Below are 24,974 nucleotides of genomic sequence, written 5' to 3'. Positions count from 1 at the left end.
CCCTCCTGCGGGTCAACGCCCACGGCTCCGGCGACATCCTGCGCATCGACGGCCGCGGCACGGTCCAGGACTCCTGGCTGCACGACCCGGGCGGCTCCGGCTCCGCCCAGCACAACGACGTCATCCAGTCGACGAACGCGACGTACGTCCGCATCCTGCACAACCGCCTGGAGAACCAGCACACCCAGACGTCGTGCATCCTGCTCAAGGCCGACATCGGCCCGATCAGCGACGTGGTCGTCGACAGCAACCTGATGAACGGCGGCGGCTACTCGTTCTACTGGTACGACGCCGGCTACAAGATCACCAACGGCAAGGTCACGAACAACAAGTTCATGCGCCAGTCCGGCGGCGGCTTCTGGCCCAAGGGCGGCTACTACGGCACCCAGGCCCTGAACGCCTCGACGCTCCCCACGTGGAGCAACAACACCTGGGCCGACAACGGCCAGCAGATCGGCAGGTAAGTCAGCGGGACCATCAGTCAGGGGGCGCGACCCGGAACTCCGGGCCGCGCCCCTGACTGTGTACGCAGACCCCGGCGTGGCGGCGGTGTGACACGCCGGATGCGCGGACCGTCCGATGGGTCGTGGCGTGTGTTGAACTGGGGCGTGCAGATGCGTCCGGCGGAGTTGGCGGCGATCCGTGCCGGTGATGTCGATGTGGCGTTCCGCCGGTGGGATCGGCCTCGGATCAAGGTTGGTACCCAGATGCGTACGGCGGTCGGGCTGGTCGAGATCACGTCCGTCGACCGGGTGCCGGTGAGGTCGTTGACCGCAGCGGACGCCCGCCGGGCCGGTGCGGCGTCGCTGGTCGCGTTGCGGGAGGGGCTGGACCGTGTCCACCCGGAGCGTCCGGTGTACCGGATCGGGCTGCGGTACGCGGGCGTGGACCCGCGGCACGCACTGCGGGAGTCGGTGCCCGACGACGCCGAGATCGACGCGATCGTCGTGTGGCTCGACCGGCTCGACCGTGCCTCTTTGACCGGGCCGTGGACCCGCCAGACGCTGCTGCTGATCGACGAGCTGCCGGCCACCCGGGCACCCGACCTCGCGCAACGGATGGGGCGCGACACCCCGTCGTTCAAGCAGGACGTGCGCAAGCTGAAGGAGCGCGGCCTGACCGAGTCGCTCGACATCGGGTACCGGCTGTCGCCGCGCGGCGCCGCCGTCCTGGACCACGAGGGCCATCCCCGGCCGTCCCGGGACCGACCGGTGCCCGAGCCGGGTATCCCGCTGCCGCACATCGGCGCGGCCGCGACGCGTGCGCTCACCGCACTCGGCGTGGTCCGGCTCGAACAGGTGGTCGGCCTCAGTGAGCGCGAGGTGCTGGCGCTGCACGGCGTCGGGGCCTACGCCCTTCAACGCCTACGAGCGGCGCTGGATGAGGCCGGGCTGAGCTTCCGCGACGATCCAGGCGCATCGTCGTAAGGCCTCAGCGCAGTCGCAATTCAAGTAGTCACGTGGTCACGGTGCCGGAAGGGCGAATCCGGGCGAACCGCTTGACGGTGAAAATGAAAACCGATACCACTAACGTTGTGAAGACAGCGTTTGTGGGCAAGGGTGGCAGCGGCAAGACGACGCTGGCTGCGCTCTTCGCCCGGTACCTTGCCCAACAGCACGTCCCGCTCCTGGCGATCGACGCGGACATCAACCAGCACCTGGCCGTGGCGCTCGGCGCCGGACAGGACGAGGCCGCGCTGCTGCCGGCGCTCGGCGACCACCTCGACGAGATCAAGGAACACCTGCGCGGGGACAACCCGCGGATCGCCTCGGCCGCGGCGATGCTGAAGACCACGCCGCCCGGCGCGGGGTCGCGGCTGGTCGGCGTCGGCGACGGCAACCCGATCTACGACCGCCTCGTCCGGCCGGTCGGTGGCGTCCGGCTCGCGGTGACGGGCCCGTTCGCCGTCGACGACCTCGGCGTCGCGTGCTACCACTCGAAGGTCGGAGCGGTGGAGCTGCTGCTCAACCACATGCTCGACGGGCCGGGGGAGTACGCGGTGGTGGACATGACCGCCGGCGCCGACTCGTTCGCCTCCGGGCTGTTCACCCGCTTCGACCTGACGTTCCTGGTCTGCGAGCCGACCGTGCGCAGCGTCGGGGTTTACCGGCAGTACACCGGCTACGCCCGCGACCACGGGGTGCGCGTCGCCGTCGTGGGCAACAAGGTCGACGACGCCGACGACGTGGCGTTCCTGCGCGACGAGGTCGGCGACGACCTGCTGGGCTGGATCGGCCGGTCCGCGTTCGTGAAGGCCGCCGAACGCGGCCGGCACCTGCCGATCGGCGATCTGGAGGCGGGCAACGCCGAAGCCCTGCGCACCATGCGGGCCGCGCTGGACGGCTGCGGCAAGGACTGGCCCCGGTACGCCGCACAGGCCGCCGAGTTCCACACCCGCAACGCGACCGCCTGGGGCAACGCCCGCGCCGGCGCGGACCTGACCGCGCAGATCGACCCCGACTTTGTCCTGCAGCCGGCGACCGTCGCCGCGCACTGACCGAAGGAGCACACGATGTCACTCGACGTCCCCACCGCACTGCTGGAGCGGGCCGAGGCCGGCCCCGTCGACGATGCCGAGTTCGTCGCCTGCGTGCGCGACTCCCTGCCGTACGCGTGGACGGTCATCAGCGGCGTCGCCGGCGACCTGCACGCCACCGGCGTCGACTTCGCCGACCACGAGGTGCCGCCGCCGAGCGAGGCCGAACGCGGCCAGCTGCTGCGCGCCCTGGCCAGCGACGCGATCCGCGGCGGCCTGGAGCGGCACTTCGGGGTGAAGCTCGCGTTCCAGAACTGCCACCGGGTCGCCGCGTTCACCCCGGCGGCGGTCGGCGGCGAACGGTACCAGGCGTTCGTCTCCCCGCGCGGTCAGCTGCTCAACCAGTCACCGGAGCTTCGTGACTGCTGACCCGGGCACGGGCATCGGCCCGGCCGGCGGGGCGTTGCGTGTCGACGCGTTCCTGCTGGCCGGGCAGTTCCCCGGCGCCGGCCACGGCGACGCGCTGCGCGCCGCGGTCACCTATGCGCAGGCGGCCGAGCGGGCCGGCTTCGACGGCGTCTGGCTCGCCGAGCACCACTTCGTCACGTACGGCACCTGCCCGTCCGCCGTCGCGATGGCGGGGTTCGTCCTCGGCCGGACGCACCGGCTGCGGGTCGGCACCGCCGCGGCGAACCTGTCCAACCGGCACCCGGTCGCCTTGGCCGAGGAGGCCGCGCTGCTCGACGCCGTCTCCGGAGGCCGGTTCGATCTCGGCGTCGCCCGCGGCGGCCCATGGGTCGACCTCGAGGTCTTCGGCACCGGCCTGGACCGTTACAGCCCGGACGGCTTCGCCGAGGCCCTCGACGTCCTGCTCGCCACGCTCGGCGGCGCCGGTACCGTCCGCGGCGAAGGAGCACGGTTCGGCTTCCGTACCGTCCCCGTCGTACCGCGGCCGCCGCGTGCGCTGCCCGTCTGGGTCGCCGCGACCTCACCCTCCACCGTGGACCTCGCCGCCGGTCGCGGGCTGCCGCTGCTGCTCGGCGTGCACGACACCGACACCGGCAAGGCCGATTTGATCCTGCGTCACGCCCAGCCGGGCGCCGGACACGTCTCGGCGCATCTGGCGTACGTCGCGGACACCACCGCACAGGCCGAGGACGTCCTCCGCGACACGCTACCCACCTGGCTGGCCAGGGCGGGCGAACACGTCCGCATCGACGGCACCACCACGACCAGGAACCTCGCCGACTACGTCGAACACCTGCTGGCCATCCACCCGGTCGGGCCACCCGACCGGTGCGTGCGGCGGCTCGCCGGCACGCTCACCGGCACCGGCGTCCGGCGGGTGCTGCTCATGGTCGAGGCCGGCGGCACGCCGGAGCGGACGATCCGCAACATCGACCGGCTCGGCGCCGAGGTGCTCCCCGTGCTGCGCCGCCTGCCGGCCGCCGCTCAGCCTCCAGCCGGGCAACGATAGCCCGCACCACCGGCCCACATCACCGGCCCGCACCACCGGCCCGCACCGGCTGCCTGCGCCGGCGTGCGTTCCGCATGCGCACATTGCGATGCGACGGCTCGTTATTGAAAATGAAAACGAGTATCGTCTGGCTCGCTCGGGCGGCTGAATGCCCGACGGACGACTCGAATCCGAGGAGCAACCGATATGAAGCTGCGAACACTTGCAGTCGCCGCCGCGCTCACCGGCCTGGCGGCCGGGCTCGCCGCGTGCGGCGACGACGCGGGCACGACGGCCCAACCGGCGAACGCCGCCGGCGCCAAGCTGGCCGTGGTCGCGACCACCACCCAGGTCGCCGACTTCGCCCGCAACATCGGCGGCGACCGGGTCGCCGTCACGCAGCTCATCAAGCCCAACATCGACCCGCACGACTACGAGCCGACCCCGGCCGACCTCACCGCCATCGGCGCCGCGAAGGTGCTCGTCAAGAACGGCGTCGGACTGGAAGGCTGGCTCGACGCGACCATCAGCTCCGCCGGGTTCAAGGGGACCACGGTCGACGCCAGCACCGGCGTGAAGATCCGCCAGGGCGAGGGCGACGAGGCCGAGCACGGCGACCCGCACATCTGGCACGACCCGCGCAACGCCAAGCTGATGGTGCAGACCATCGAGAAGGCGTTCAGCGCCGCCGCGCCGGCGGACGCCGCGACGTTCGCCGAGCACCTCGCCGACTACAGCGCCAAGCTGGACCAGCTGGACGCCGACATCGCCGCGAAGATCGGCAAGCTGCCCGCCGGCGACCGCAAGCTGGTCACCAACCACGACGCGTTCGGCTACTACATCGACCGGTACCAGCTGCAGTTCGTCGGCTCGATCATTCCCAGCTTCGACACCTCCGCCGAACTGTCCGCCAAGGACGTCGACGACATCGTCGCGAAGATCAAGCAGAGCGGCACGAAGGCCGTGTTCTCCGAGAGCTCATTGCCGCCGAAGACCGCCGAGGCCATCGCCCGGCAGGCCGGCGTCAGGGTCGTCGCGGGCGAGGACGCGCTGTACGGCGACACCCTCGGCCCAGAAGGCTCCGCCGGCGACACCTACCTCAAGATGGAAGCCCACAACACCGACACCATCGTCAAGGCGCTCGGTGGCTGAGCCCGCGTCGGGACCGGCGACGCCGACGGCCCTCCCCGTCGGCGTCGCCCTGCGCATCGAGCACGCCACCGTCGCCTACGACGGCACCCCCGCCCTGCAGGACGTCGACGCGCAGGTGCTCCCCGGCGAGACCGTCGCGCTGATCGGCCCCAACGGCGCCGGCAAGTCCACCCTCATCAAGGCCGTCCTCGGCCTGGTACCGGTCACCGCCGGCACGATCACGGTCCTGGGGAAGCCGCCGGCCGCGGCCCGCCGCGACGTCGCGTACGTCCCGCAGGCCGACACGCTGGACCCCGAGTTCCCGATCTCCGTGGCGCAGGTCGTGCTCATGGGCCGCTACCGCCGGACCGGCTGGCTGCGCGGGCCCGGCCGCGCCGACCGGCGCATCGCCGCGGAGGCCCTCGCCCAGGTGGGCCTCGCCGACCGGGCCAAGGCCAGGTTCGGCACCCTGTCCGGCGGGCAGCGCCAGCGCGTGCTGCTCGCCCGGGCCATCGCCCAGCAGCCCCGGCTGCTGCTGCTCGACGAGCCGTTCAACGGCGTCGACGCGCTCAGCCAGGACGCGCTGCTCACGGCGATCGCGGTACTCAAACACCGCGGCGCCGCCGTCGTCATCAGCACCCACGACCTGACCCTGGCCCACCTGGCCTGCGACGCCGCCTGCCTGCTCAACCGGCACATGTACGGGTTCGGGCCGGTCCACGACGTGATCACCCCAGCCCTGCTGCGCGCCACGTACGGCAGCCAGGCCCTGGAACTGCGCGGCGACCGCGTCATCGTCGCCCACCCGATCGCGAACCGCCATGCGTAGCGTCCTCGTCGAGCCGTTCACCACGCCGTTCATGGGCCGCGCCCTGGCCGAACTGCTGCTCCTGGCACTGCTCGCCGGCGTCGTCAGCACGTTCGTGCTGGTCCGGCGGCTCGGGTTCGTCGCCGACACCATGACCCACACCGTCTTCCCCGGCGTCGTCGTCGGGTTCCTCGCCGGCGGCGCCGGCGGCGTGTTCCCCGGCGCGCTCGTCGCCGCGGCGGTGACCGCGGTGCTGCTGACCCTGCTCACCCGGTCCCGGCGGGTCACCGACGACACCGCCCTCGCCGTCCTGCTCGCGGCGATGTTCGCCGTCGGGGTCATCCTCGTCTCCCGCCGCAGCTCGTACAGCGCCGACCTCACCGCCTTCCTGTTCGGCCGGCTGCTGGCCGTCACGCCCACCCAGCTCGCCCAGACCGCGGCCGTGACCGGGGTCGTCCTGCTCATGCTCGGCCTGCTGGCCAAGGAGCTTCGGCTGCGGGCGTTCGACCCGCAGACCGCGGTGGCCATGGGCTACCGCGTGTGGCTGCTGGACCTGCTGCTCAACCTGAGCGTCGCCCTCGTCGTCGTCGCGGCCGCCCAGTCCGTCGGCACCATCCTCGTCGTCGCGCTGCTCGTCGTCCCCGCCGCGACCGGCCGGCTGCTCTCCGACCGCCTCGCGGTGATCGCCGCCGCCGGCGTCGTCGCGGCGGCCGCCGCCGGCTACGCCGGCCTCGTCGTCAGCTACCACGCATCCGTCACCTACGGGCTGCGCCTGGCCAGCGGCGCCACCGTCGTGCTCGCCCTCGTCGCGCTGTACCTGCTCGCCCTGCTCGTCCCGCCGCTGCGCCGGCTCGCCGGCCGCGTCACGCACCGCAGGAGGCACGCCGATGCCGTCGCTTGACGTGGCCCTCAACCAAGCCCTCAACCAAGCCCTCAACCAAGCCCTCAACCAAGCCTTCAACCGCGCCCTCGTCGAAGCGGTCCTCATCGGCGCCGCCACCGGCCTGCTCGGCGTCCAGGTCGTGCTGCGGCGCCTGTCGTTCTTCACCATGGCGATGACCCACGCCACCTTCCCCGGCGTCGTCATCGCCGCGGTCGTCGGTGTCGACCTGTACCTCGGCGGCGCCACCGCCGGAGTCCTCGCCGCCCTCGCCGTCGTCGCGCTGTCCCGGCGGCGCGGGCACGACCCGAGCACCGCGACCGCCGTGGCGCTCGCCGCCGGGTTCGCGCTCGGCGTGGTGCTGCTGTCCGCGCAACGCGGGTTCACCAAGGACCTCACCGCGTACCTCGTCGGCTCGATCCTCACCGTGACCACCGAGGACCTGTACGTCGCCGCGGCGGTCACCGTCATCGTCGCCGCGGCGCTGGGCGCCGGCCACAAGGCGCTCACGTACACGGCGTTCGACCGTGCCGGTGCCCGGGCCGCCGGCTACCGCACCACCGCCATCGACCTGGGGCTCCTGCTGCTGATCTCGGCGGTGGTCGTCACCGCCGTGCCCGCCGTCGGCACCATCCTCACCCTCGCGCTCGTCGTCGCCCCGGCCGGCGCGGCCCGGCTCTGGACCGACCGGATCGCCACGATGACCGCCGTCGCCGTGAGCCTCGCCGTTGCCAGCACCATCGGCGGCCTGCTGCTGTCACGCAGCTGGGACGTCGCGGCCGGCGCGGCGATCAGCCTGGTCGCCGCCGGCTGCTTCGCCGCCTCGATGCTCGCCGGACCACGCCGCGGCCTGCTCGCCCGGTGGCTGCGCCGCCGCCACCGTGGACCGGACGAGGGCTTCCCCCCGGGCGGCGGGAGGGCGCGGATACTCGTACCGTGATCGCGGCGGGAGCCGCCGCTCGCACGGCCTGGGAAGAGGGCGCATGGGGACCACGGAGGAAGCCGCGGAGCTGGACGAATACGCGCTGCCGGCGGTGGTGCAGACACCGGCCCGACGGCCGCCGCGCGGCGGTCCGGTGGCCCGGTGGCTGTTACGGCACCGGGTGCAGCCGGTCGGGCCGGCGGCGGGGGAGGCGCACGCCGAGCAGCACGCCTGGTGGAAGGTGATGTGCCTGACCGGCGTCGACTACTTCTCCAGCCTCGCCTACGTGCCGGCCATCGCGGCGACCGCCGCCGGGGCGCTGTCGCCGCTCGCGACGCTGCTGATCGTGGCGCTGACCCTGTTCGGGATGCTGCCGATGTACCGGCGGGTCGCGAAGGAGAGCCCGCACGGCGCCGGGTCGGTGTCGATGCTGGAGCAGCTGCTGCCGTTCTGGCGCGGCAAGATCTTCGTGCTGGTCCTGCTCGGGTTCGTCGCCACCTCGTGGATCATCACGATCACGCTGTCCGCGGCCGACGCGAGCCTGCACGTGCTGGAGAACCCGCACGCCCCGGGCTTCCTGCACGGCCACGCGGTGGCGCTGACCGTGATCCTGCTGCTGGTCCTGGGCGGGGTGTTCCTGCTCGGGTTCAGCGAGGCGGTGAGCGTCGCCATCCCGCTCGTCGCGGTGTTCCTGACCCTCAACGCGGTCATCGTCGTCGTCGGCGTGGTCGAGGTCGTCACCACGCCGGGCGCGTTCTCCACCTGGACGACCGCGCTGACCGCCGGCGGCACCGGCTTCACCGACCTCGCGCTGCCGGCCGTGCTGGCGTTCCCGCTGCTCGTGCTGGGCCTGTCCGGCTTCGAGACCGGCGTGAGCATGATGCCGCTCGTCGCCGCCGAGGGCGAGGACCCGCAGGAGCGGCTGCGGGCGCGCATCCGCAACGCCCGCAAGCTGCTGACCGTGGCCGCCGCCATCATGAGCGTGTACCTGCTGGCCAGCAGCTTCGTCACCACCGTGCTCATCCCGCCGGCCGAGTTCGAGCCAGGCGGCCAGGCGAACGGCCGGGCCCTCGCCTGGCTGGCGCACGAGCAACTCGGCGAGGTCTTCGGCAGCGTGTACGACCTCAGCACCGTGCTCATCCTGTGGTTCGCCGGCGCGTCGGCGATGGCGGGCCTGGTCAACATCGTGCCCCGGTACCTGCCCGGCTACGGCATGGCCCCGGAATGGGGCCGGGCGGTGCGCCCGGTGGTGCTCGTCTACACCGCGATCAGCGTCGCCATCACGATCGCGTTCGGCGCCGACGTCGACGCCCAGGCCGGCGCGTACGCCACCGGCATCCTCGCCATGATGGTCTCCGGCGCCTTCGCCGTCACCGTGTCCGCGTTCCGGCAGCGACACAAGGCGGCCGGGTCCGGCTTCGGCCTGCTCACCGCCGTGCTGGCCTACGCCCTGGTGGAGAACATCCGCGACAAGCCCGACGGGCTCGCCATCTCGGGCATGTTCATCGCCGGCATCATCACCATCTCGCTGATCTCCCGGGTGTCACGCACGACGGAGCTGCGCGCGGACCGCATCGAGTTCGACGACACCGCCCGCCGGTTCGTCACCGAGACCATCGCCTACGACGGGCGGATCAACCTGATCGCCAACCGCCCCGGCACCGGCACGGCGGCCGAGTACGCGGAGAAGGAGCTCGAACAGCGCGGCGAGAACGCCGTCCCCGGCTCCGCCGATGTCATGTTCCTCGAGGTCACGGTCGTCGACCCGTCGAGCTTCAGCGACACCCTCACCGTCCGTGGCGCCGAGGTCGACGGGCATCGCGTCCTGCGCGCCGAGGCCCCGGCGGCACCGAACGCCATCGCCGCGATCCTGCTCGCCCTGCGCGACACCACCGGCGTCCGCCCGCACTGCTACTTCGCCTGGGCCGAGGGCAGCCCGCTGGTCCACATGGTCCGCTACTTCCTGCTCGGCCGCGGCGACACCGCCCCCGTCACGCGCGAGATCATCCGCGAGCAGGAACCCGACCCGCAGCGCCGCCCCGGCATCCACGTCGGCGCCTGACGCCCGACGGCAATGCCGGCGGCGCACCGGCGAGGGCGGCAGACGTATGCAGGCGGTCGAAGCTCATGGGGTGCCGTATCCGCCGCCGCCGGGTGTCTCGACGACCAGGACGTCGCCCGGCTGGACGTCGACGGAGCCGCAGCCGGCGAGGTGGACGACACTGCCGTCGGCGCGTTCCACCCGGTTGGTGCCGAGCGCGCCGGGTGAGCCGCCGGCCAGGCCGTACGGCGGCACGCGCCGGTGGCCCGACAGCGTGCTGACGGTCATCGGCTCGCGGAACCGGATGCGGCGCACCGCGCCGTCGCCGCCCCGCCACCGGCCGCCGCCGCCGCTGCCGTGCCGGACGGCGAACTCGTCCAGGAGCACCGGGAAGCGCCATTCGAGGACTTCGGGGTCGGTCAGCCGGGAGTTCGTCATGTGGGTCTGCACCACGGAGGCCCCGTCGAACCCGTCGCCGGCGCCTGAGCCGGAGGCGACGGTCTCGTAGTACTGGTGCCGCTCGTTGCCGAAGCTGACGTTGTTCATCGTCCCGGACCCTTCGGCCTGGACGCCGAGCGCGGCGTAGAGCGCGCCGACGATCGCCTGCGACGTCTCCACGTTTCCGGCGACCACGGCCGCGGGGTGCACGGGCGCGAGCATCGAACCGGCCGGCACCACGATGCGCAGCGGGCGCAGGCAGCCGTCGTTGAGCGGGATCTCGTCGGTCACCAGCGTCCGGAAGACGTACAGCACCGCCGCGGTGACGACCGACGAGGGCGCGTTGAAGTTCGTCGCCAGCTGTGGTGACGTGCCGCTGAAGTCGATCGTCGCGGCGCGGCCGGCGCGGTCCACCGTGATCCGGACCGCGATCGCCGCCCCCGAGTCCATCTCGTAGCGGTACCCGCCGTCGCTGAGGGCGTCGATGACGCGCCGTACCGCCTCCTCGGCGTTGTCCTGGACGTGCCGCATGTACGCCTGCACCACGTCGAGGCCGAAGTGGCCGATCATCCGTCCGACCTCTTCGACACCCTTGGCGTTCGCGGCGACCTGGGCGCGCAGGTCGGCGAGGTTGGTCGCCGGGTTCCGGGACGGGTACGGCGCCTCCGTGAGCAGCCGGAGCGTCTCCTCTTCGCGGAACCGGCCGTCCTCGACGAGCGGCCAGGTGTCGAACAGCACGCCCTCCTCGTGGACGTCGCGGCTGTTCGCGGGCATGGAGCCGGGCGTGAGTCCGCCGATCTCCGCGTGGTGGCCCCGGGAGGCCACGTAGAACAGCACCCCGGACCGGTCGGCGCCGAAGACCTGAGTGCCGAAGACCTGGGCGCCGAAGACCGGGGTGACGACGGTGATGTCGGGCAGATGGGTGCCGCCGTGGTACGGGTCGTTGATCGCGTACACGTCGCCGGGCCGCATGCCGGCGCGGCGGCGACGGATGACCTCCTTGATGCTGGCGCTCATCGAGCCGAGGTGCACGGGGATGTGCGGCGCGTTGGCGATGAGACTGCCGTCCGGGTCGAACAGCGCGCACGAGAAGTCCAGCCGCTCCCGGATGTTCACCGACTGCGCGGTCGACTCCAGCCGGGCGCCCATCTGCTCGGCGATCGACATGAAGAGGTTGTTGAAGATCTCCAGCAGCACCGGGTCGACCTGGGTGGTCGCCTCGGAGGCCGGGTCGCTCGGCCGCATCCGTTCCAGCAGCAGGTGGCCGAACTTCGTCACCGCCGCCCGCCAGGCGCCGTCGACCACCGTGGTCGCGTCCGCCTCGGCCACGATGGCCGGACCGCCGACGGTGTCGCCGGGGCGCAGGCGTTCCCGCTCGTACAGCGGCACCTCCCGCCATGCTCCGCCGGTGTACAGGCGGGTCGTGCCGAGCGGCCGTGCGGCGGCGCGTCCGGGCGTGCCGGCGGGATCGTCCGGCCGGGATAGGTCCGGGGGCTCGGTCAGCCCGACGGCCTCGACCGAGACCGCCTCGACGATCAGCGGCCGGTCCATGAGGTACGCGTACATGCGCCGGTATGCCGTCCGGAACGACGTCACCATCGTGTCCAGGTCGGTGAGCTCGACCGGCAGCGCGGTGTCGGTGCCCTCGAAGCGCAGGTGCGCGCGCCGGTGCACCCGGATCCGCCGGGCCGGCACGTCCTCGTCCAGCAGCTGCGAGCGGGCCGCCGCCTCCAGCGTGTCCGCGACGCCGGTCAGCTGCCGCATCGCCGCGGGCTCCAGGCGGCGCTCCACCGACTGTTCGCGCATCGCGGTGGTGTCGGCGAGACCGATGCCGAGCGCGGACAGCACACCCGCCATCGGCGGCACGAGCACGGCGCCGATCCCCAGCGAGTCGGCCACCGAGCACGCGTGTTGCCCGCCGGCACCGCCGAACGTCGTGAGCACGTATCCGGTGACGTCACGGCCCTGCTGCACCGAGATCCGTTTCACCGCGTTGGCCATGTTCGCGACCGCGATCTGCCGGTACCCCTCCGCGACCTGCTCCGGCGTGCGCTCGTCGCCGGTGCGCCCGGCGATGGCCGCGCTCAGCTCGGCGAACCCGCGTCGCACCACGCCGGCATCCAGCGGCTGGTCACCGTCGTGCCCGAAGACCTGGGGAAACGTCGAGGGCTGGATCCGGCCGAGCATCACGTTGGCGTCGGTGATGGTGAGCGGCCCGCCGTTGCGGTAGCAGGCCGGCCCGGGGTCGGCACCCGCGGAGTCCGGCCCGACGCGGTAGCGGGCGCCGTCGAAGTGCAGGACCGACCCGCCTCCCGCCGCGACGGTGTGAATGTCGATCATGGGGGCGCGCAGCCGAACCCCCGCGATCTGGGTGTGGAAGACCCGCTCGTACTGGCCGGCGTAGTGCGACACGTCCGTGGAGGTGCCGCCCATGTCGAAGCCGATCACCTTGTCGAAGCCGGCCAGCTGCGACATGCGCGCCATGCCGACGATGCCACCGGCCGGACCGGACAGGATCGCGTCCTTGCCGCGGAAGTGCCCCGCCTCGGCCAGGCCCCCGTTGGACTGCATGAACATCAGCCGTACGCCGCTCAGCTGCTCCGCCACAGCTTCGACGTACCGGCGCAGCACCGGCGACAGGTACGCGTCGACGACGGTGGTGTCGCCGCGCGGCACCAGTTTCATCAACGGGCTCACCTCGCTGGAGCACGAGACCTGGTCGAAGCCGACCCGCTCCGCCAGCCTCCCGATGTCCCGTTCGTGGGCCGGGTACAGGTGGCTGTGCAGGCAGACCACCGCGACAGCGTGGATGCCGCTGTCGTGCGCCCGCCGCAGGTCGTCGGCCAGCCGGTCGAGGTCCGGTGAGCGCAGCACGGTGCCGTCGGCCGACATCCGTTCGTCCACCTCGATCACGCGCTCGTACAGCACGTCCGGTGGCACGATCCGCCGGTCGAAGATGCGTGGCCGGTTCTGGTAGCCGATGCGCAGCGCGTCGCCGAAGCCCTCGGTGATGACCAGCGCGGTGCGTTCGCCCCTGCGCTCCAGCAGCGCGTTCGTGGCGACGGTGGTCCCCATCCGCACCGCCTCGATCCGGTCCACCGGTATCGGCACCCCGTCGGGGACACCGAGCAGCGCCCGGATTCCGGCGACCGCCGCGTCGGCGTAGCGTGCCGGGTTGTTCGACAGCAGCTTGCGTGTCACCAGCCGGCCGTCGTCCGGCCTCCTGGCGACGATGTCGGTGAACGTGCCGCCCCGGTCGATCCAGAACTGCCACCGTCGGCCTACCATCGCGGGCCCTCCTCTTCCGGTGCCGGTGCCGGTGCCGGTGCCGCGTCGCCGCGGGGGCGCGGACGGGATACCGTTGGCGGAGTCTGCGGGGAGGCGAATTCCCGGTGGCACACCAGACGGTCGGCGTCTACAGCGAGACCGCGCCCGGCGAGCGGCGCGTGGCGGTCGTGCCTGCGGCCGTCCGTTCCATTCTCGACCTCGGGCTCGTGGTCGTCGTCGAAACCGGCGCCGGGTGTGCGGCCTGGTTCCCCGATGCCGACTACGCCCGGGCCGGGGCGACGCCGGTGCCCCGCGCCGAGGTGTTCGACACGGCCGACATCCTCATCGGTGTCCGGCCACCGAACGTCGCCGCGACCCACCGGTTTCGTGCCGGGCAGGCGCTCATCTGTCTCCTGCGACCGCTGTGCGTGCCGGATCTGGTCCGCCGGTGGGCCGAGCAGGGTCTCACCATCATCGCCGCCGACCTGATGCCGCCCACTCCCGGCCATGCGGGGCCGATGGACTTCCTCGGCGCGCAGGAGCGGGTCGCCGGCTACCAGGCGGCGCTGACCGCCGCTGACGTCTTCGGCCGCGGCCTCTCCGGACCCGCTCGCGGCGGCGCGGTCCGGCCCGCACGGGTCCTCGTCATCGGCCGTGGACCCGCGGGTTACGAAGCCGCTGTCACCGTGCGCCGGTTGGGCGCGGAGGTCCACGTCTGCGAGGCCCGTCGACGCTCGTGCGCGGACATCACGGCGGGCGTCCGGGACAGCGACATCGTCATCGCCACGGCCGAGATTCCGGGCCGGCGGCCGCCGGTGCTCGTGTCCGCGCGAGACGTGCGGACCATGCGGCCGGGATCCGTCGTGCTCGACACCACGACCGACGGGTTCGGCCGCGTTGTCGAGCTCGCGGAGCCCGGCACCGCACGGGTGGTGGATCCCGGTGTCACGGTCGTCGGCGACGACAACCTGGCGTCCAGGACACCCACCGGCGCGTCGAATGCCTATGCGACGGGCATCGCGGTCCTGCTCACGCATCTCGTCCACGACGGTCGGCTGTCGATCGACCTCGCCGATCCCGTCCAGGCCGAGCTGGTGGTGGCGCACCATCGGGACATCCTCAACGACGCGGTGTGGCGGCGGATCCTGGACGGGATCTCACTGGCGGGCCTGCCCTGATGCGTGCCGCGCCATGGAACCCGCGAGTTCGGCGCAGTGCGTGTAGTACCGGCAGGCCAATGCGGCGTCCAGCGCGGCGTCCACATCGACCGGAGCCGGCTCGTGCAGCAGCAGGTGGTCGAGCCGTCGCCGCAGCCGGCCCACCTCGGCACCGGCCGCCTCGATCCGCGCCTCCGTGCCGGCCGGCGTCGCCCCGGTGCCGCCCGCTGGGGCCATCAGGTCGGCGCAGACCCGGCCCATGCGGCTGACGACGGCCCGCACCTCGGCCGGCATCGCCGGCCGCGCCGGCCGCGACCCGGCGATCTCGGCCAGCCGCTTCGCCAGCCCTGCGACGCACTCCGCGTCGGCGTTCACCTGCGCGGCGGCGAGGATCGCCCGCACGGCGCCGGCCGGCGCCGCGTCCCTGGTCTCCTCGATCGCCAACGCCTGGTCGTCGACGGCCCGGCGCAGCGCGTACAACGCCTTCTCGGCACTCTGCAGCGCGTCCGCGGCGGAGGGGCCGGAGTCCGACAGCGCTTCGGTGACGTGCTCCACCGCGACCCGCGAGCGCTCGATCACCGCGGCCAGGTGACCGCCGAGCCCGCTCGTTTCCTGAGGATTCCACACGCTGGGCTCCCGCTGGATGGTCGCGACACCGGATCGTGTTGCGCCGCCCGGGGCGCGTGGCGTCGTGCACGGCCGACTACCCCGGACGCCGCGCGCCAATCACCCGCGGCCCCGCCGATGCCTCACCCGGTCCGACCGGGCATACGGTGGACGATCACCCCATCGGGTGGTCATGAACGCGGTCGTGTGGGCAACACGAGTCCTTGGCATACCGGATCTGGTGAGCGAGGAGCCATGCCGGGAGACATCGCACCGATCGTGGTCGGCGTCGACGGGTCGGCGGCGAGCCGTGGCGCGGTGCGCTGGGCCGCGGACGAAGCGGCACGGCACGGGTGTCCGCTGACGGTGGTGCACGCGCTGGGCATCCCGGTCCCCTTCGGTCTCTACGAGCAGGAGTCTGCTCCCGCCGGCGACGCGGCCGCGCTCGTGCGCGGATGGGAACCGACGGTCGAGGTCGAGACCGTCGTCGCCGCCGGCGAGCCGTCCGACGTGCTGTGCGAACAGTCCCACCGCGCGCGGCTGGTCGTGATCGGCAGCCGCGGGCTCGGCGGATTCGCCGGACTGCTGCTCGGTTCCGTCGGTATGCACCTGAGCTCGCATGCCGCGTGCCCGGTGCTGGTCGTCCACCACGCCGAGCGGTGGGCCGGCCCCGAGACCTCGCTGCCCTCGCTGCCGCAGGACGGCCCGGTCGTCGTCGGTGTCGACGGCTCCTCCGGCTCCGTGTTGGCGCTCGAACTGGCCTTCGAAGAGGCGGCCGCCCGCCATCTCCCGCTGGCCGTCGTCCGAGCCTGGCAGGGGCCGGACTCCGGCTCGGCCTCGGCCGAGGCGGCCGCGGGTCACGCACTGGCCGCCGAGGTCGAGCCCTGGCAGGCGAAGTATCCCGAGGTGCGGATCGATCTCCGGCTTCTCCCGGGCGCCGCGGCCGAGGTGCTGACCCGCGCGTCCGAGCACGCCGTGATGGTGGTGGTCGGCGTCCGGGGACGTGGCGGGCTCACGGGATCGCGGCTGGGCTCGGTCAGCGGGCAGGTCCTGCACCACGCCGCCGGCCCGGTGCTCATCGCCCGCGCCGCGGGGGCCACGACCGAGACGGCGGCGGACCGGCCGTACCGGCGGATCGGCGTGGGCGTCGACGGCACCGAACCCGGCTGGACCGCCTTGTCCTGGGCCTGTGATGAGGCCGACGCCGGCGCCGCCGACGTCACCATCCGTCACACCGATCCATCGCACCAGATCCGCGACCCCAGACCCGACGAGTCGGCACTGGAGCGCGTCGATCCCGTTCTGGCCCGGCACCTGCACGCCGTCCGCGACCGCCTCGGCGGGCACGTCGACTTCGAAGTGGCCGACGGCGGTGCCGTCGACGCCTTGCTGGACCTGGCCGACCGCGCCGACCTTCTCGTGCTCGGCGCGGCCGTGCCGGCCCGTCTGGGACACCTGTCGACCGCCGCCCGCGTCGCCGCCCACGCGCCCGTGCCCGTGGTGCTCGTGCCCGCTCCGGCGCCGCCGCACCGTCAAGGGCCGTTCGCCGGGCACGTCGTCGTCGGTGTCGACGGCTCGGCCGAGTCGCACGCCGCCATCAGGTTCGGCTACCGGTACGCCCACCTGCACCGCGTGCCGCTCGCCGCGGTCCATGTCAGTGCCCGGGCGGCGGGAGACTTCTGGTTCGACGAGACGACCCTGGAAACACACTTCGCCACCGAGCCGGAATCGACCGAGCTCCTGGCCGCCGCGGTCGAACCGGTCGCCGCCCGGTTCCCCCAGGTGCCGCTCAAACGCGCGGTCTTCCTCGGCCCACCCGTCGAGGGCCTGCGCCGCGCCGCCGACGGCGCTGTGCTGCTCGTCCTCGGCCGCCGCGGACACCGCCTGCCGGCGCCGCTGCGACTCGGCTCGGTCAGCCGGGCCTTCGCCGACCGGCCCCCGGGTGTGGTGGCCATCGTCGGATCCCCCGGATGACCGGCCCCACCCTGCTGTCGCGATGCCCCGATGACTCACCCCACGCGGTCACGCCCTCGACGTAGCTTGGGCGGTAGGCCTACGAGACGTGCGGGAGAGCCCAACTGGGTGACAGTTGAGCTGAGAGGCTGAACGACCGAGAGGTCGACCGCGATCCCCACGACCTGATCCAGGCAATGCTGGCGAAGGAAAAACGCCTCGTAGGTCTCTTGGCGCGCATGGCCTGGTCGTGCAGCGGTGCCGGTACGCGGGCCCCGGGGTCCGGTGGTGCTCTGACGATGTCAGCTCGAGTGCCGGCCGTGCGTCGTGGCGAGGTGCCGAAGGTACGGGTCGGGCTCGGCGCCGACCGGCGCCAGGCGCAGCTTCACGTCGACCGCGGTGCAGCCGCGCGGGCCGACGAGGACCGGGTTCAGGTCGAGCTCCGCGATCTCGGGGAAGTCCTCGGCGAGGCGGCCGAGGCGCAGCAACAGATCCTCCAGCGCCGAGGTGTCCGCGGGTGCTGCGCCGCGGTAGCCGGTCAGCAGCGGCGCGGCGCGCAGCCCGCCCCACATCGCCGCGGCGTCGCGGTCGGTGAGCGGCAGCAGCCGGAGCGTCCGGTCGCCGAGCAGGTCCGTGTACACGCCGCCGAGGCCGAGCATGAGCAGGGAGCCGAACAGCGGGTCGTGGACCACGCCGGCCACCATCTCCACGCCCGGATCGGCCATCGGCTGGACGGTCACGGCGGGCCGCTCGGTGCCGATGGCAACGCCGATCGCCCGGTACGCCGCACGGACCGCGGCCTCGTCGGCGAGACCGAGCCGCACGGCGCCGATGTCGCTCTTGTGCACGAGATCCGGTGCGGCGGCTTTCAGCGCCACCGGATAGGAGATCACCTCGGCGTCGCGCAGCGCCTCGTCGGCGTCCGTGGCGATGCGGGTCTCCACCACCGGCACGCGGTAGCAGGTCAGCAGCGATCTGGCCACGTCGGCGGGCTGCCAGCCGCCGCCGGTCGCCAGTGCCCGCTGCACGATGCCACGGGCCGCGCCGTGGTCGACGTCGTGCAGGGCAGGGCGGTTCCCGACCGGCTCGCGGCGCCAGGCCGCGTACCGCGCGGCGCGGCCCATCGCCAGCACCGCCGGCTCCGGCAGGTCGAAGACCGGCACCTTGCGGGCCCCGAGGGTGCTCGGCACGCCGGGCGCGCCGACCACGACGACGGCGACCGGCAGGTGCGGGCAGGCGTCGGCAGCGGCGGCGATGGCCGCGATCGTGGCGGGGGTGTCGTTGGTCCTCGTGGAGACGAACGTGACGACCAACAGGTCCACCTCGCCGGACCGGGCGGCCACCCGGATCGCCTCGCGCACGGTCTCGGCGGTGGCTTCGGCGCCGAGGTCGATGGGGTTCACGGCGGCCGGCGTGCGGCCGGGCAGCGTCAGCGTGGGCACGATGAGGCCCGCGGCCGGGGCGGCGTCGGCCGCCAGCACGTTCAGCCCGCCCGCGTTGCCCACCACGGCGAGGCGGTTGCCGGTGGGCAGCGGCTGGTCGGCCAGCACCCGTGCGGTGTCCAGCAGTTCGCCGAGCGTGTCGGTGCGGATGACGCCGGCCTGTTCGAACAGCGCCGCCACCGCCGTCTCCGGCGCCGCGACGGCGGCGGTGTGCGAGGCACCCGCCCGCCTGCCGCCTTCCGAGCGGCCGCTCTTGACGGCCAGCACCGGCTTGCGGCTGGCCAGGGCCCGGGCGATCCAGGCGAACCGGCGCGGGTTGCCGAAGGACTCGACGTACAGGGCGACGGCGCGGGTCGCCGGATCGTCGGCCCAGTAGCTGAGCAGGTCGTTGCTGCTGATGTCGGCCTTGTTGCCGAGTGACACGAAGCTGGAGATGCCGATGCCGCAGCCGGCGGCCGCGTCGAGGATGGCCACGCCGATCGCGCCGGACTGTGACGCCACCGCCAGGCCGCCAGGGACGGGCGGTGCCGGGGCAAACGTGGCGGTCAGCCGCACGGCGGGGTCGGTGTTCACCACGCCGAGGCAGTTGGGGCCGAGGATCCGCATGCCGTGCCGGCGTGCCTGGCGGACGAGGGCCGCCTGGGTCGCCGGTTCGATGCCGGCGGTCAGGATGACCGCGGCGCGCACGCCCGCGGCGCCGCACTGGCGCACCACCTCGGGGACCGCCGCCGCGGGAACGGCGATGACGGCGAGGTCCACGGCGCCGCCGATCGCCGCCATGCTGGGACGGGCGGCGATCCCGCACACCTCGGCGGCGTTCGGGTTGACCACGTGGAGGGCTCCGGTGTAGCCGCCGGCCCGCAGCGCCGCGAGCACCTCGCGGCCGATCCCCCCGGGGCGCCGTCCGGCACCGATGACGGCCACCGAGGCCGGGGTCAGCAGGGGCCGCAACGAGTGGTGCGCCGCGGTGCGGTCCCGCAGTCCGACGGCGGCCAGCGCCGCCTCGTCCGGCAGCGTCGGCACCCGGATCTGGAGCGTCCCGGCGTCGGCCTCGAGCCGCCGGGCGACACCCGGCGCGAGGTCCCCGCCCACCTGCAGCATGGCGGCGTTGTGCGGCAGCACGTCGCCGACCAGTTCGGTGATGCCCGCCCGTCGCGCGGCGGCGGCCAGATGCTCCAGCAGCAGCGTGCCGAGACCCTCGCCGTGGTGGTCGTCGTCGACCACGAGCGCGAAGTCGGCCCGTGCCGCGTCGATGCGTTCGTAGGAGCCGGCGGCGAGGACGCTGTCGCGCTCCTCGACGAGCAGGTGTACGTGGTCCGGCCCCGACGGGCGGGTGAGCCTGCGGACCTCGCTGTCCAGTGCCGTGCCCGCGCTGAAGAACCGCAGGTACCGGCTCGCCGGGGAGAGCCGCTGGTGCAGGGCGAGCAGGGCCGGCGCGTCCTGCGGCCGGATCGTGCGGAGCCGGACGATCCGGCCGTCCGTGGTCAGGCAGTCGACGGCGCTCATCGCGGGCTCCGGGCGGCGGGCGGCCGGCCGGACGTGGAGCCGAACTCCAGCAGATCGGCCGTCGCCGCCGGGTCGAACAGGTCGTCGACCGCGGCGGCGCTGTGTGGCGCGCCGAGCGGGTCGCGCACGACGGGGCAGCGGACAACGTCCCGGCCGGACCCGTTGAGCGCCATCCGGTAGGTCATGGTTGCCTCCAGCCCGTGATGCCGCTGTCCGCGGCGTTCGGAGGAATGCGCCCTGCCCGTACACGTCATTCTTGCCCAAGACCGGGGCGAACGGCAGGGGGCGGGTGACGGCTCGGCGGGCGGATCGGTCGCGTCCGGGTGTGGCGGTCGCTGAAGTGGAGCGCGGAGTCCGCGGTCGTCATGGTGTCCCGCGGCCGGGCTCCAGCGCGCCGGGCTCCAGCGCCGCCGGAAGAGGGCCGCTGCGCCGGCGGGTGAGGTCGGCCGCCTCCAGCTCCGCCAGCTGCAGGGTCCGGGCGGCGAGCGCGGCCTCCAGGGCCGGGATCCAGTGGCGGTCCAGGGCCCGTACCCGCCGCCGGGTGGCGGCCATCTCGCTCTCGACGGCGGCGAGCGCCGCGTCGGCGGCCGCGTGCCTCACCGCGGCGAGCGCCGCAGCGCGGTACGCCGCCTCGGCCTGCGAGAGCGCGGCCCCTCCCGGCGCCGGCAGCTGCGCGGGGCGCGGCGGGATCAGCACCGACGGCTCTCCCGGGCAGCGGACGCCCATCACCGCGGTCCACGGCACGCAAACCTCGGCCGGCGACATCTCGGCCGCCGCGTCGATCGCCTCCAGGCCGTCGAGCAGCACGGCACGTTCGAGCCGGCCGCGGGCCGCCGCGTCGGCCGCCGTCCAGTCCCTGGCCGTCTCGGCACGGCGCCGCCGGAGGCGGTCGTGCTCGGCGGCGAGCAGGGTGAGCTTGCGCCGCAGGACGCTGCTGCCGTGCCGGGTGACCTCGAGGCGGTGACGCAGCCACAGCAGGCCCGAACGGCCCACCGGCACATGGCGAAGGGCGATCATCCGGCCGCCCCGGTGGGGTGGGCCGCGCGGATCGCCTCGGGCAGCATGACGAGCTCCCGATCCGGCAGGGTCCGCACCGCCTGCCAGGCCCGGTCGAGCGTGTCGTCCAGGGTCCGGGCCTCGTCCGGCCGCTGGTCGATCAGCCGCTGTTCGACGACGTCGGCGAAGCCGAGGTACTGGCGGTCGACATCGCCGAGCGCCGCCGCCCCGATCAGGTCGGCCAGCTCGCGGGTCTGCCGGGCGCGCGACAAGGCGGCGAGCACCTGCGCCGCGAGCGGAAGGTGATCGTCCCGGGTGCGGCCCGGGCCGGCCCCGTGGCGCATGAGCCGGGAGAGCGACGACAGCGGGTCGGCCGGCGGATACACGCCCCGGCCGTGCAGTTCGGCGGAGAGCACGATCTGCCCCTCGGTGATGTACCCCGTGAGGTCCGGCACCGGATGCGTGATGTCCCCGGCCGGCATGGTCAGCACCGGCAGGATCGTCACCGAGCCGGGCCGGTGCCGGATCCGGCCGCACCGTTCGTAGAGCGAGGCGAGGTCGGTGTAGAGGTACCCCGGATAGGCCCGCCGGGCGGGAAGCTCGCCACGGGCCGACGACACCTCCCGCAGCGCCTCGGCATAGCTGGTCATGTCGGTCATCACGACCAGGACGTCCCGGCCGCCGGTGAACGCGAGATCCTCGGCCACTGTCAGTGCCAGCCGCGGCGTGAGGATCCGCTCGATCACCGGATCGTCGGCCGTGTTCAGCAGCAGCACCAGCTCACCGGCGGTGGCCCGCTCGTCCAGGGCGTCCCGGACGTACGCGGCGTCGGCGTGGGTGAGGCCCATGCCCGCGAAGACCACGCTGAACGGTGCGCCGCCGACATGGGACTGCGCGGCGATCTGGACGGCCAGTTCGAGGTGCGGCAGGCCCGCGACGCTGAACACCGGGAGCTTCTGGCCGCGCACCAGGGTGGTCAGCGCGTCGACCGCGGAGACGCCCGTGATGACCGGCTCGGCCGGCGGTTCGCGCCACGTCGGGTTGAGCGGTGCCCCGGCGACCGCCGCGCTGCGCTCACCGCTGACGGGCGGGCCGCCGTCGATCGGCGCGCCGCGGCCGTTGCAGGTGCGCCCCAACCAACGGTCGCCGACAGCGATGCGCATCGGTGCGCCGGCGAACGCGACCGTGCTGCCGTGGCGGCCCATGCCCGCCGTTCCCTCGAGCACCTGGACGACTGCCGTGTCGCGGTCCACCTCGAGCACGACGCCGTGCCGGTGGGCGCCGCCGGGCAGGCGGACGGTGACGACATCGTCGTAGCCGGCTCCCGAGACGCCGCCGACGACGACCAGGGGGCCGCGCAGCTCCCGGATGTCGCCGTACTCGACCACGGGCCACGCGGTCATGCCGTCGTCCCCGGAGCCGTAGCGTTGAGCTGGGCCAGGACCGCGTCGCGCAGCCGGGCGACGCCACCGGCGTCGGCGGGACCGAGCGTCTCGCGGGCACGGGCCAGCGGGCCGAAGTCGATCGCCTCGATGGAGGCCGGCGCGGTGCCGGCGTCGACGAGCGCGTGGCAACGGTCGCAGACGGTGAGGACGGCGTCGAGCAGCGCCGCCGACTTCACCACCGTGCAGTGGGCATCGGTCGCGACGAGGGCGTTCTGTCGCAGGACGCCGTCGCGCAGGAGCCGGCCGGCGAGCAGCGTCATCCGCTCGTGCGCCGGCAGCCCGCCGGTGCCGACGAGGTCGGCGAGCGCGGCGATGCGGTCGGCGTCGGCGAGCACGTCCAGCGCCCGCGCCCGCCGGGCGTCCCAGCCCGGATCCCCGCGACGGGCGTAGTCGGCGCCGACCAGCCCGGTGTCGCGGGAGAACGACGCCGACCAGGACACCGCGGGGTAGTGGCGGGCGTACGCGAGATCCCGGTCGAGGGTCCACCGGCAGCGGACGAACCGCTCGGTGTTCGCGATGACCGGCTCGGTCATGTCGCCGCCGGGCGGGGACACCGCGCCGACGATTGTGACCGAGCCGGAGCCGCCGCCGAGCGTCCGCACGGCGCCGGCCCGTTCGTAGAAGGCGGCCAGCGCCGAGGCGAGGTCGGCGGGGTAGCCCTCCTCGGCCGGTGGTGTTCCGCTGCGGGACGCGAACTCGCGCAGCGCCTCCGCCCAGCGCGATGTGGAGTCGGCGATGACCACCGCGTCGTAGCCCATGTCGCGGTAGAACTCGGCGACGGTGACGCCGGTGTAGATGCTGGCCTCCCGGGCCATCATCGGCATGTTCGACGTGTTGGCGATCACGACGGTCCGGTCGAGCAGGCGGCCCCCGGTCCGGGGGTCCTCCAGTGTGGACAGTTCGCCGACGACGTCGGCCATCTCGTTGCCGCGCTCGCCGCATCCGACGTAGACGATGACGTGGGCGTCGCACCACTTGGCGATCTGCTGCAGCAGGAGGGTCTTGCCGGTGCCGAAGCCGCCCGGCACCGCCGCCGTGCCGCCCTTGGCGATCGGGAAGAACGCGTCGACCACGCGCTGCCCGGTGAGCAGCGGTGCGTCCGCGGCGCGGCGGGCCGTGTACGGGCGCGGGGTGCGTACGGGCCACGACGTGGTCATCGTCACCGGTGCCGTCCCGACGGTGACGAGGACGTCGTCGGGTCCGTACTCGCCGGGTGCGGCGACCTGCTGAACGGTGCCGGACACGTGCGGCGGGACGAGCACCCGGAACTCGATCGGGCCGCCGGTGGCGACGGTGCCGAGGATCCCGCCCGGTCCGGCCGTGTCGCGCTCCGCCACCCGCGGTGTGAAACGCCGGGCGGTGCCCTGCGCCGGCGGGGCGGCGAGTGACCCCGCGGTGAGCCAGACCGGGCCGCCGGCGAGGGGGCGCAGCAGGCCGTCGAACAGCCCACCGAGCAGCCACGGCCCGAGCGGCGCCGCCAGTGGACGGCCGAGCGGGACGGCGGCGTCTCCCGGGCGGAGGCCGCCGGTGTACTCGTACGCCTGCACGGTGACGGCCGGCCCCCGGACGGCGACCACTTCACCGGGTGAGCGGCAAGGGCCGAGCTCGAGCACGTCGTGCATGGCGGCGTCCGCGCCGTCCACCTGCACCAGCGGCCCGCTGACCCGCGTGATCCGGGCGGCCTGCGTGGAGTCGCTGCCCCGTGCGGTCATCGCCACAGCTCCGCTACCGCTTCGGCCGACTCGACGGCATGCGCGGTGAGCGACGCGACGGAGCAGTCCACGCACCGGTCACCGAGGCGGGCCGTGAAGCCGCCACCGGTCGCCGGTGCGACCGTCGCGCCCGGACCGAGGGCGGCGGCGGCCCGGGCGGCGAGCGCGGGGCCGAGCCGTCTGTCGTCGAGTGCCGCCCGCAGCGCCTCGGCCACGCGACGGCACAGTTCCTCGTAGACGTCCCGCTGCGCCGCGAGCACGAGCGCGTGGGCGGCACGGCGGGTGTGCGCCTCCTCGGCCTTGGCGAGGCGTGCGGCGTCGGCGCGGCCGGTGCCGCGCGCCATCTCCAGGAGTCGTTCGGCCTCGGCGCCGGCGTCGGCCAGCAGCCGGGTGCAGGACCGTGCGGTCTCGGCACGGACGGCGGCGGCGTCCGTCTGCGCGCGGTGCAGCAGGGCCGAACGGACCGGCTCGAGGCTCTTACGGACCGGCGTGCTCATGCGGCACCGTCCGGGTCCGGCAGCACGGCGAGCAGGCGGCCACCCGGCCCGCCGGCCGCGGCCACGGCCCGGGCCGCGGACGGGGTGACGATGACGATGCCGACCCGGTGGTCGAGCTCCCGCCATGCGGCCTGGGCCGCCCGTTCGTCCTCGGCGGCGACTACCGTGACCCCGGCCAGGCCGTAGCCACGGACCAGGCGGGTCTCGCCGATCGCCGCGACGCGAGCCGTCGCGTCCATGC

General features: G+C 73.8%; 21 protein-coding genes and 1 riboswitch. Of the genes, 12 read left to right on the top strand and 9 right to left on the bottom strand.

Annotated elements, in window-relative coordinates:
* The 10 genes from ABZ321_RS40745 to ABZ321_RS40700 all read left to right on the top strand — a co-directional run.
* The coding region (locus tag ABZ321_RS40745; protein ID WP_354901032.1) for a hypothetical protein at positions 1-464 on the top strand (464 nt) is incomplete at its 5' end.
* Between the two features lie 243 nt (positions 465-707).
* Positions 708-1,427 carry a hypothetical protein gene (locus tag ABZ321_RS40740; protein WP_354901030.1) on the top strand — a complete coding sequence of 240 codons (720 nt, stop codon included), beginning with the start codon at positions 708-710 and terminating at the stop codon, positions 1,425-1,427.
* Positions 1,428-1,534: 107 nt separating this feature from the next.
* The gene (locus ABZ321_RS40735) at positions 1,535-2,497 is read left to right on the top strand and encodes an ATP-binding protein (RefSeq protein ID WP_354901029.1); all 963 of its coding nucleotides are present in this window, start codon (positions 1,535-1,537) and stop codon (positions 2,495-2,497) included.
* A 15-nt stretch (positions 2,498-2,512) separates the two neighbouring features.
* The gene (locus tag ABZ321_RS40730) at positions 2,513-2,905 is read left to right on the top strand and encodes an SCO5389 family protein (protein ID WP_344506389.1); all 393 of its coding nucleotides are present in this window, start codon (positions 2,513-2,515) and stop codon (positions 2,903-2,905) included.
* Entirely contained in the window at positions 2,895-3,953 is a 1,059-nt protein-coding gene (locus ABZ321_RS40725) for an LLM class flavin-dependent oxidoreductase (protein ID WP_354901027.1), read from the top strand. The genes ABZ321_RS40730 and ABZ321_RS40725 overlap by 11 nt, the downstream gene beginning before the upstream one ends.
* 186 nt (positions 3,954-4,139) lie before the next feature.
* On the top strand, positions 4,140-5,084 hold the full coding sequence (locus ABZ321_RS40720; protein ID WP_354901025.1) for a metal ABC transporter substrate-binding protein: 945 nt from the start codon (positions 4,140-4,142) through the stop codon (positions 5,082-5,084).
* Positions 5,077-5,892, top strand: coding sequence for an ABC transporter ATP-binding protein (locus ABZ321_RS40715; protein ID WP_354901023.1), 816 nt, complete (start codon positions 5,077-5,079; stop codon positions 5,890-5,892). The genes ABZ321_RS40720 and ABZ321_RS40715 overlap by 8 nt, the downstream gene beginning before the upstream one ends.
* Entirely contained in the window at positions 5,885-6,772 is an 888-nt protein-coding gene (locus tag ABZ321_RS40710) for a metal ABC transporter permease (RefSeq protein ID WP_354901021.1), read from the top strand. The genes ABZ321_RS40715 and ABZ321_RS40710 overlap by 8 nt, the downstream gene beginning before the upstream one ends.
* Positions 6,759-7,691 carry a metal ABC transporter permease gene (locus ABZ321_RS40705; RefSeq protein ID WP_354901019.1) on the top strand — a complete coding sequence of 311 codons (933 nt, stop codon included), beginning with the start codon at positions 6,759-6,761 and terminating at the stop codon, positions 7,689-7,691. The genes ABZ321_RS40710 and ABZ321_RS40705 overlap by 14 nt, the downstream gene beginning before the upstream one ends.
* Positions 7,692-7,734: 43 nt before the next feature.
* Positions 7,735-9,735: an amino acid transporter gene (locus tag ABZ321_RS40700; RefSeq protein ID WP_354901017.1), complete on the top strand. Its 2,001-nt coding sequence runs from the start codon at positions 7,735-7,737 to the stop codon at positions 9,733-9,735.
* A gap of 63 nt (positions 9,736-9,798) precedes the next feature.
* On the opposite strand, the gene ABZ321_RS40695 is transcribed toward ABZ321_RS40700, so the two are convergent.
* On the bottom strand, positions 9,799-13,440 hold the full coding sequence (locus tag ABZ321_RS40695; RefSeq protein ID WP_354901015.1) for a hydantoinase B/oxoprolinase family protein: 3,642 nt from the start codon (positions 13,438-13,440) through the stop codon (positions 9,799-9,801).
* 104 nt (positions 13,441-13,544) lie between these two features.
* Here ABZ321_RS40695 and ABZ321_RS40690 point away from each other — a divergent pair, with 104 nt between their 5' ends.
* On the top strand, positions 13,545-14,597 hold the full coding sequence (locus ABZ321_RS40690) for an NAD-binding protein (protein ID WP_354901013.1): 1,053 nt from the start codon (positions 13,545-13,547) through the stop codon (positions 14,595-14,597).
* Here ABZ321_RS40690 and ABZ321_RS40685 read toward each other — a convergent pair.
* Positions 14,577-15,203, bottom strand: coding sequence for a hypothetical protein (locus ABZ321_RS40685; protein ID WP_354901011.1), 627 nt, complete (start codon positions 15,201-15,203; stop codon positions 14,577-14,579). The genes ABZ321_RS40690 and ABZ321_RS40685 overlap by 21 nt on opposite strands.
* Positions 15,204-15,437: 234 nt before the next feature.
* Between ABZ321_RS40685 and ABZ321_RS40680 the strand changes: the two genes are divergently transcribed.
* Positions 15,438-17,156, top strand: a complete 1,719-nt coding sequence (locus ABZ321_RS40680; protein WP_344506379.1) for a universal stress protein — start codon at positions 15,438-15,440, stop codon at positions 17,154-17,156.
* 82 nt (positions 17,157-17,238) lie between these two features.
* Positions 17,239-17,364, top strand: a riboswitch (TPP riboswitch).
* A 73-nt stretch (positions 17,365-17,437) separates the two neighbouring features.
* Here ABZ321_RS40680 and ABZ321_RS40675 read toward each other — a convergent pair.
* From ABZ321_RS40675 to ABZ321_RS40645, 7 genes are all read right to left on the bottom strand, one after another.
* Positions 17,438-20,083 carry a GNAT family N-acetyltransferase gene (locus ABZ321_RS40675; protein WP_354901009.1) on the bottom strand — a complete coding sequence of 882 codons (2,646 nt, stop codon included), beginning with the start codon at positions 20,081-20,083 and terminating at the stop codon, positions 17,438-17,440.
* The gene (locus ABZ321_RS40670) at positions 20,080-20,268 is read right to left on the bottom strand and encodes a hypothetical protein (protein WP_354901007.1); all 189 of its coding nucleotides are present in this window, start codon (positions 20,266-20,268) and stop codon (positions 20,080-20,082) included. Before ABZ321_RS40670 ends, ABZ321_RS40675 begins: the two co-directional genes overlap by 4 nt.
* Before the next feature lie 178 nt (positions 20,269-20,446).
* Positions 20,447-21,076 (bottom strand): V-type ATP synthase subunit D, encoded by a 630-nt coding sequence (locus ABZ321_RS40665; protein WP_354901005.1) that lies wholly within the window; start codon positions 21,074-21,076, stop codon positions 20,447-20,449.
* Between the two features lie 20 nt (positions 21,077-21,096).
* Positions 21,097-22,482, bottom strand: a complete 1,386-nt coding sequence (locus ABZ321_RS40660; RefSeq protein WP_354901003.1) for a V-type ATP synthase subunit B — start codon at positions 22,480-22,482, stop codon at positions 21,097-21,099.
* The gene (locus ABZ321_RS40655; protein ID WP_354901001.1) at positions 22,479-24,236 is read right to left on the bottom strand and encodes a V-type ATP synthase subunit A; all 1,758 of its coding nucleotides are present in this window, start codon (positions 24,234-24,236) and stop codon (positions 22,479-22,481) included. The genes ABZ321_RS40660 and ABZ321_RS40655 overlap by 4 nt, the downstream gene beginning before the upstream one ends.
* Positions 24,233-24,733 carry a hypothetical protein gene (locus ABZ321_RS40650; RefSeq protein ID WP_344506373.1) on the bottom strand — a complete coding sequence of 167 codons (501 nt, stop codon included), beginning with the start codon at positions 24,731-24,733 and terminating at the stop codon, positions 24,233-24,235. Before ABZ321_RS40650 ends, ABZ321_RS40655 begins: the two co-directional genes overlap by 4 nt.
* On the bottom strand, positions 24,730-24,972 hold the full coding sequence (locus ABZ321_RS40645; RefSeq protein WP_344506372.1) for a V-type ATP synthase subunit F: 243 nt from the start codon (positions 24,970-24,972) through the stop codon (positions 24,730-24,732). Before ABZ321_RS40645 ends, ABZ321_RS40650 begins: the two co-directional genes overlap by 4 nt.
* Between the last annotated feature and the right edge of the window lie 2 nt (positions 24,973-24,974).

This window comes from Dactylosporangium sp. NPDC006015 (assembly GCF_040614215.1).
Classification (GTDB): Bacteria; Actinomycetota; Actinomycetes; order Mycobacteriales; family Micromonosporaceae; genus Dactylosporangium; species Dactylosporangium maewongense.
The sequence above is the reverse complement of the archived record's forward strand: the minus strand, read 5'-3'. Positions and strand labels throughout refer to the sequence as shown.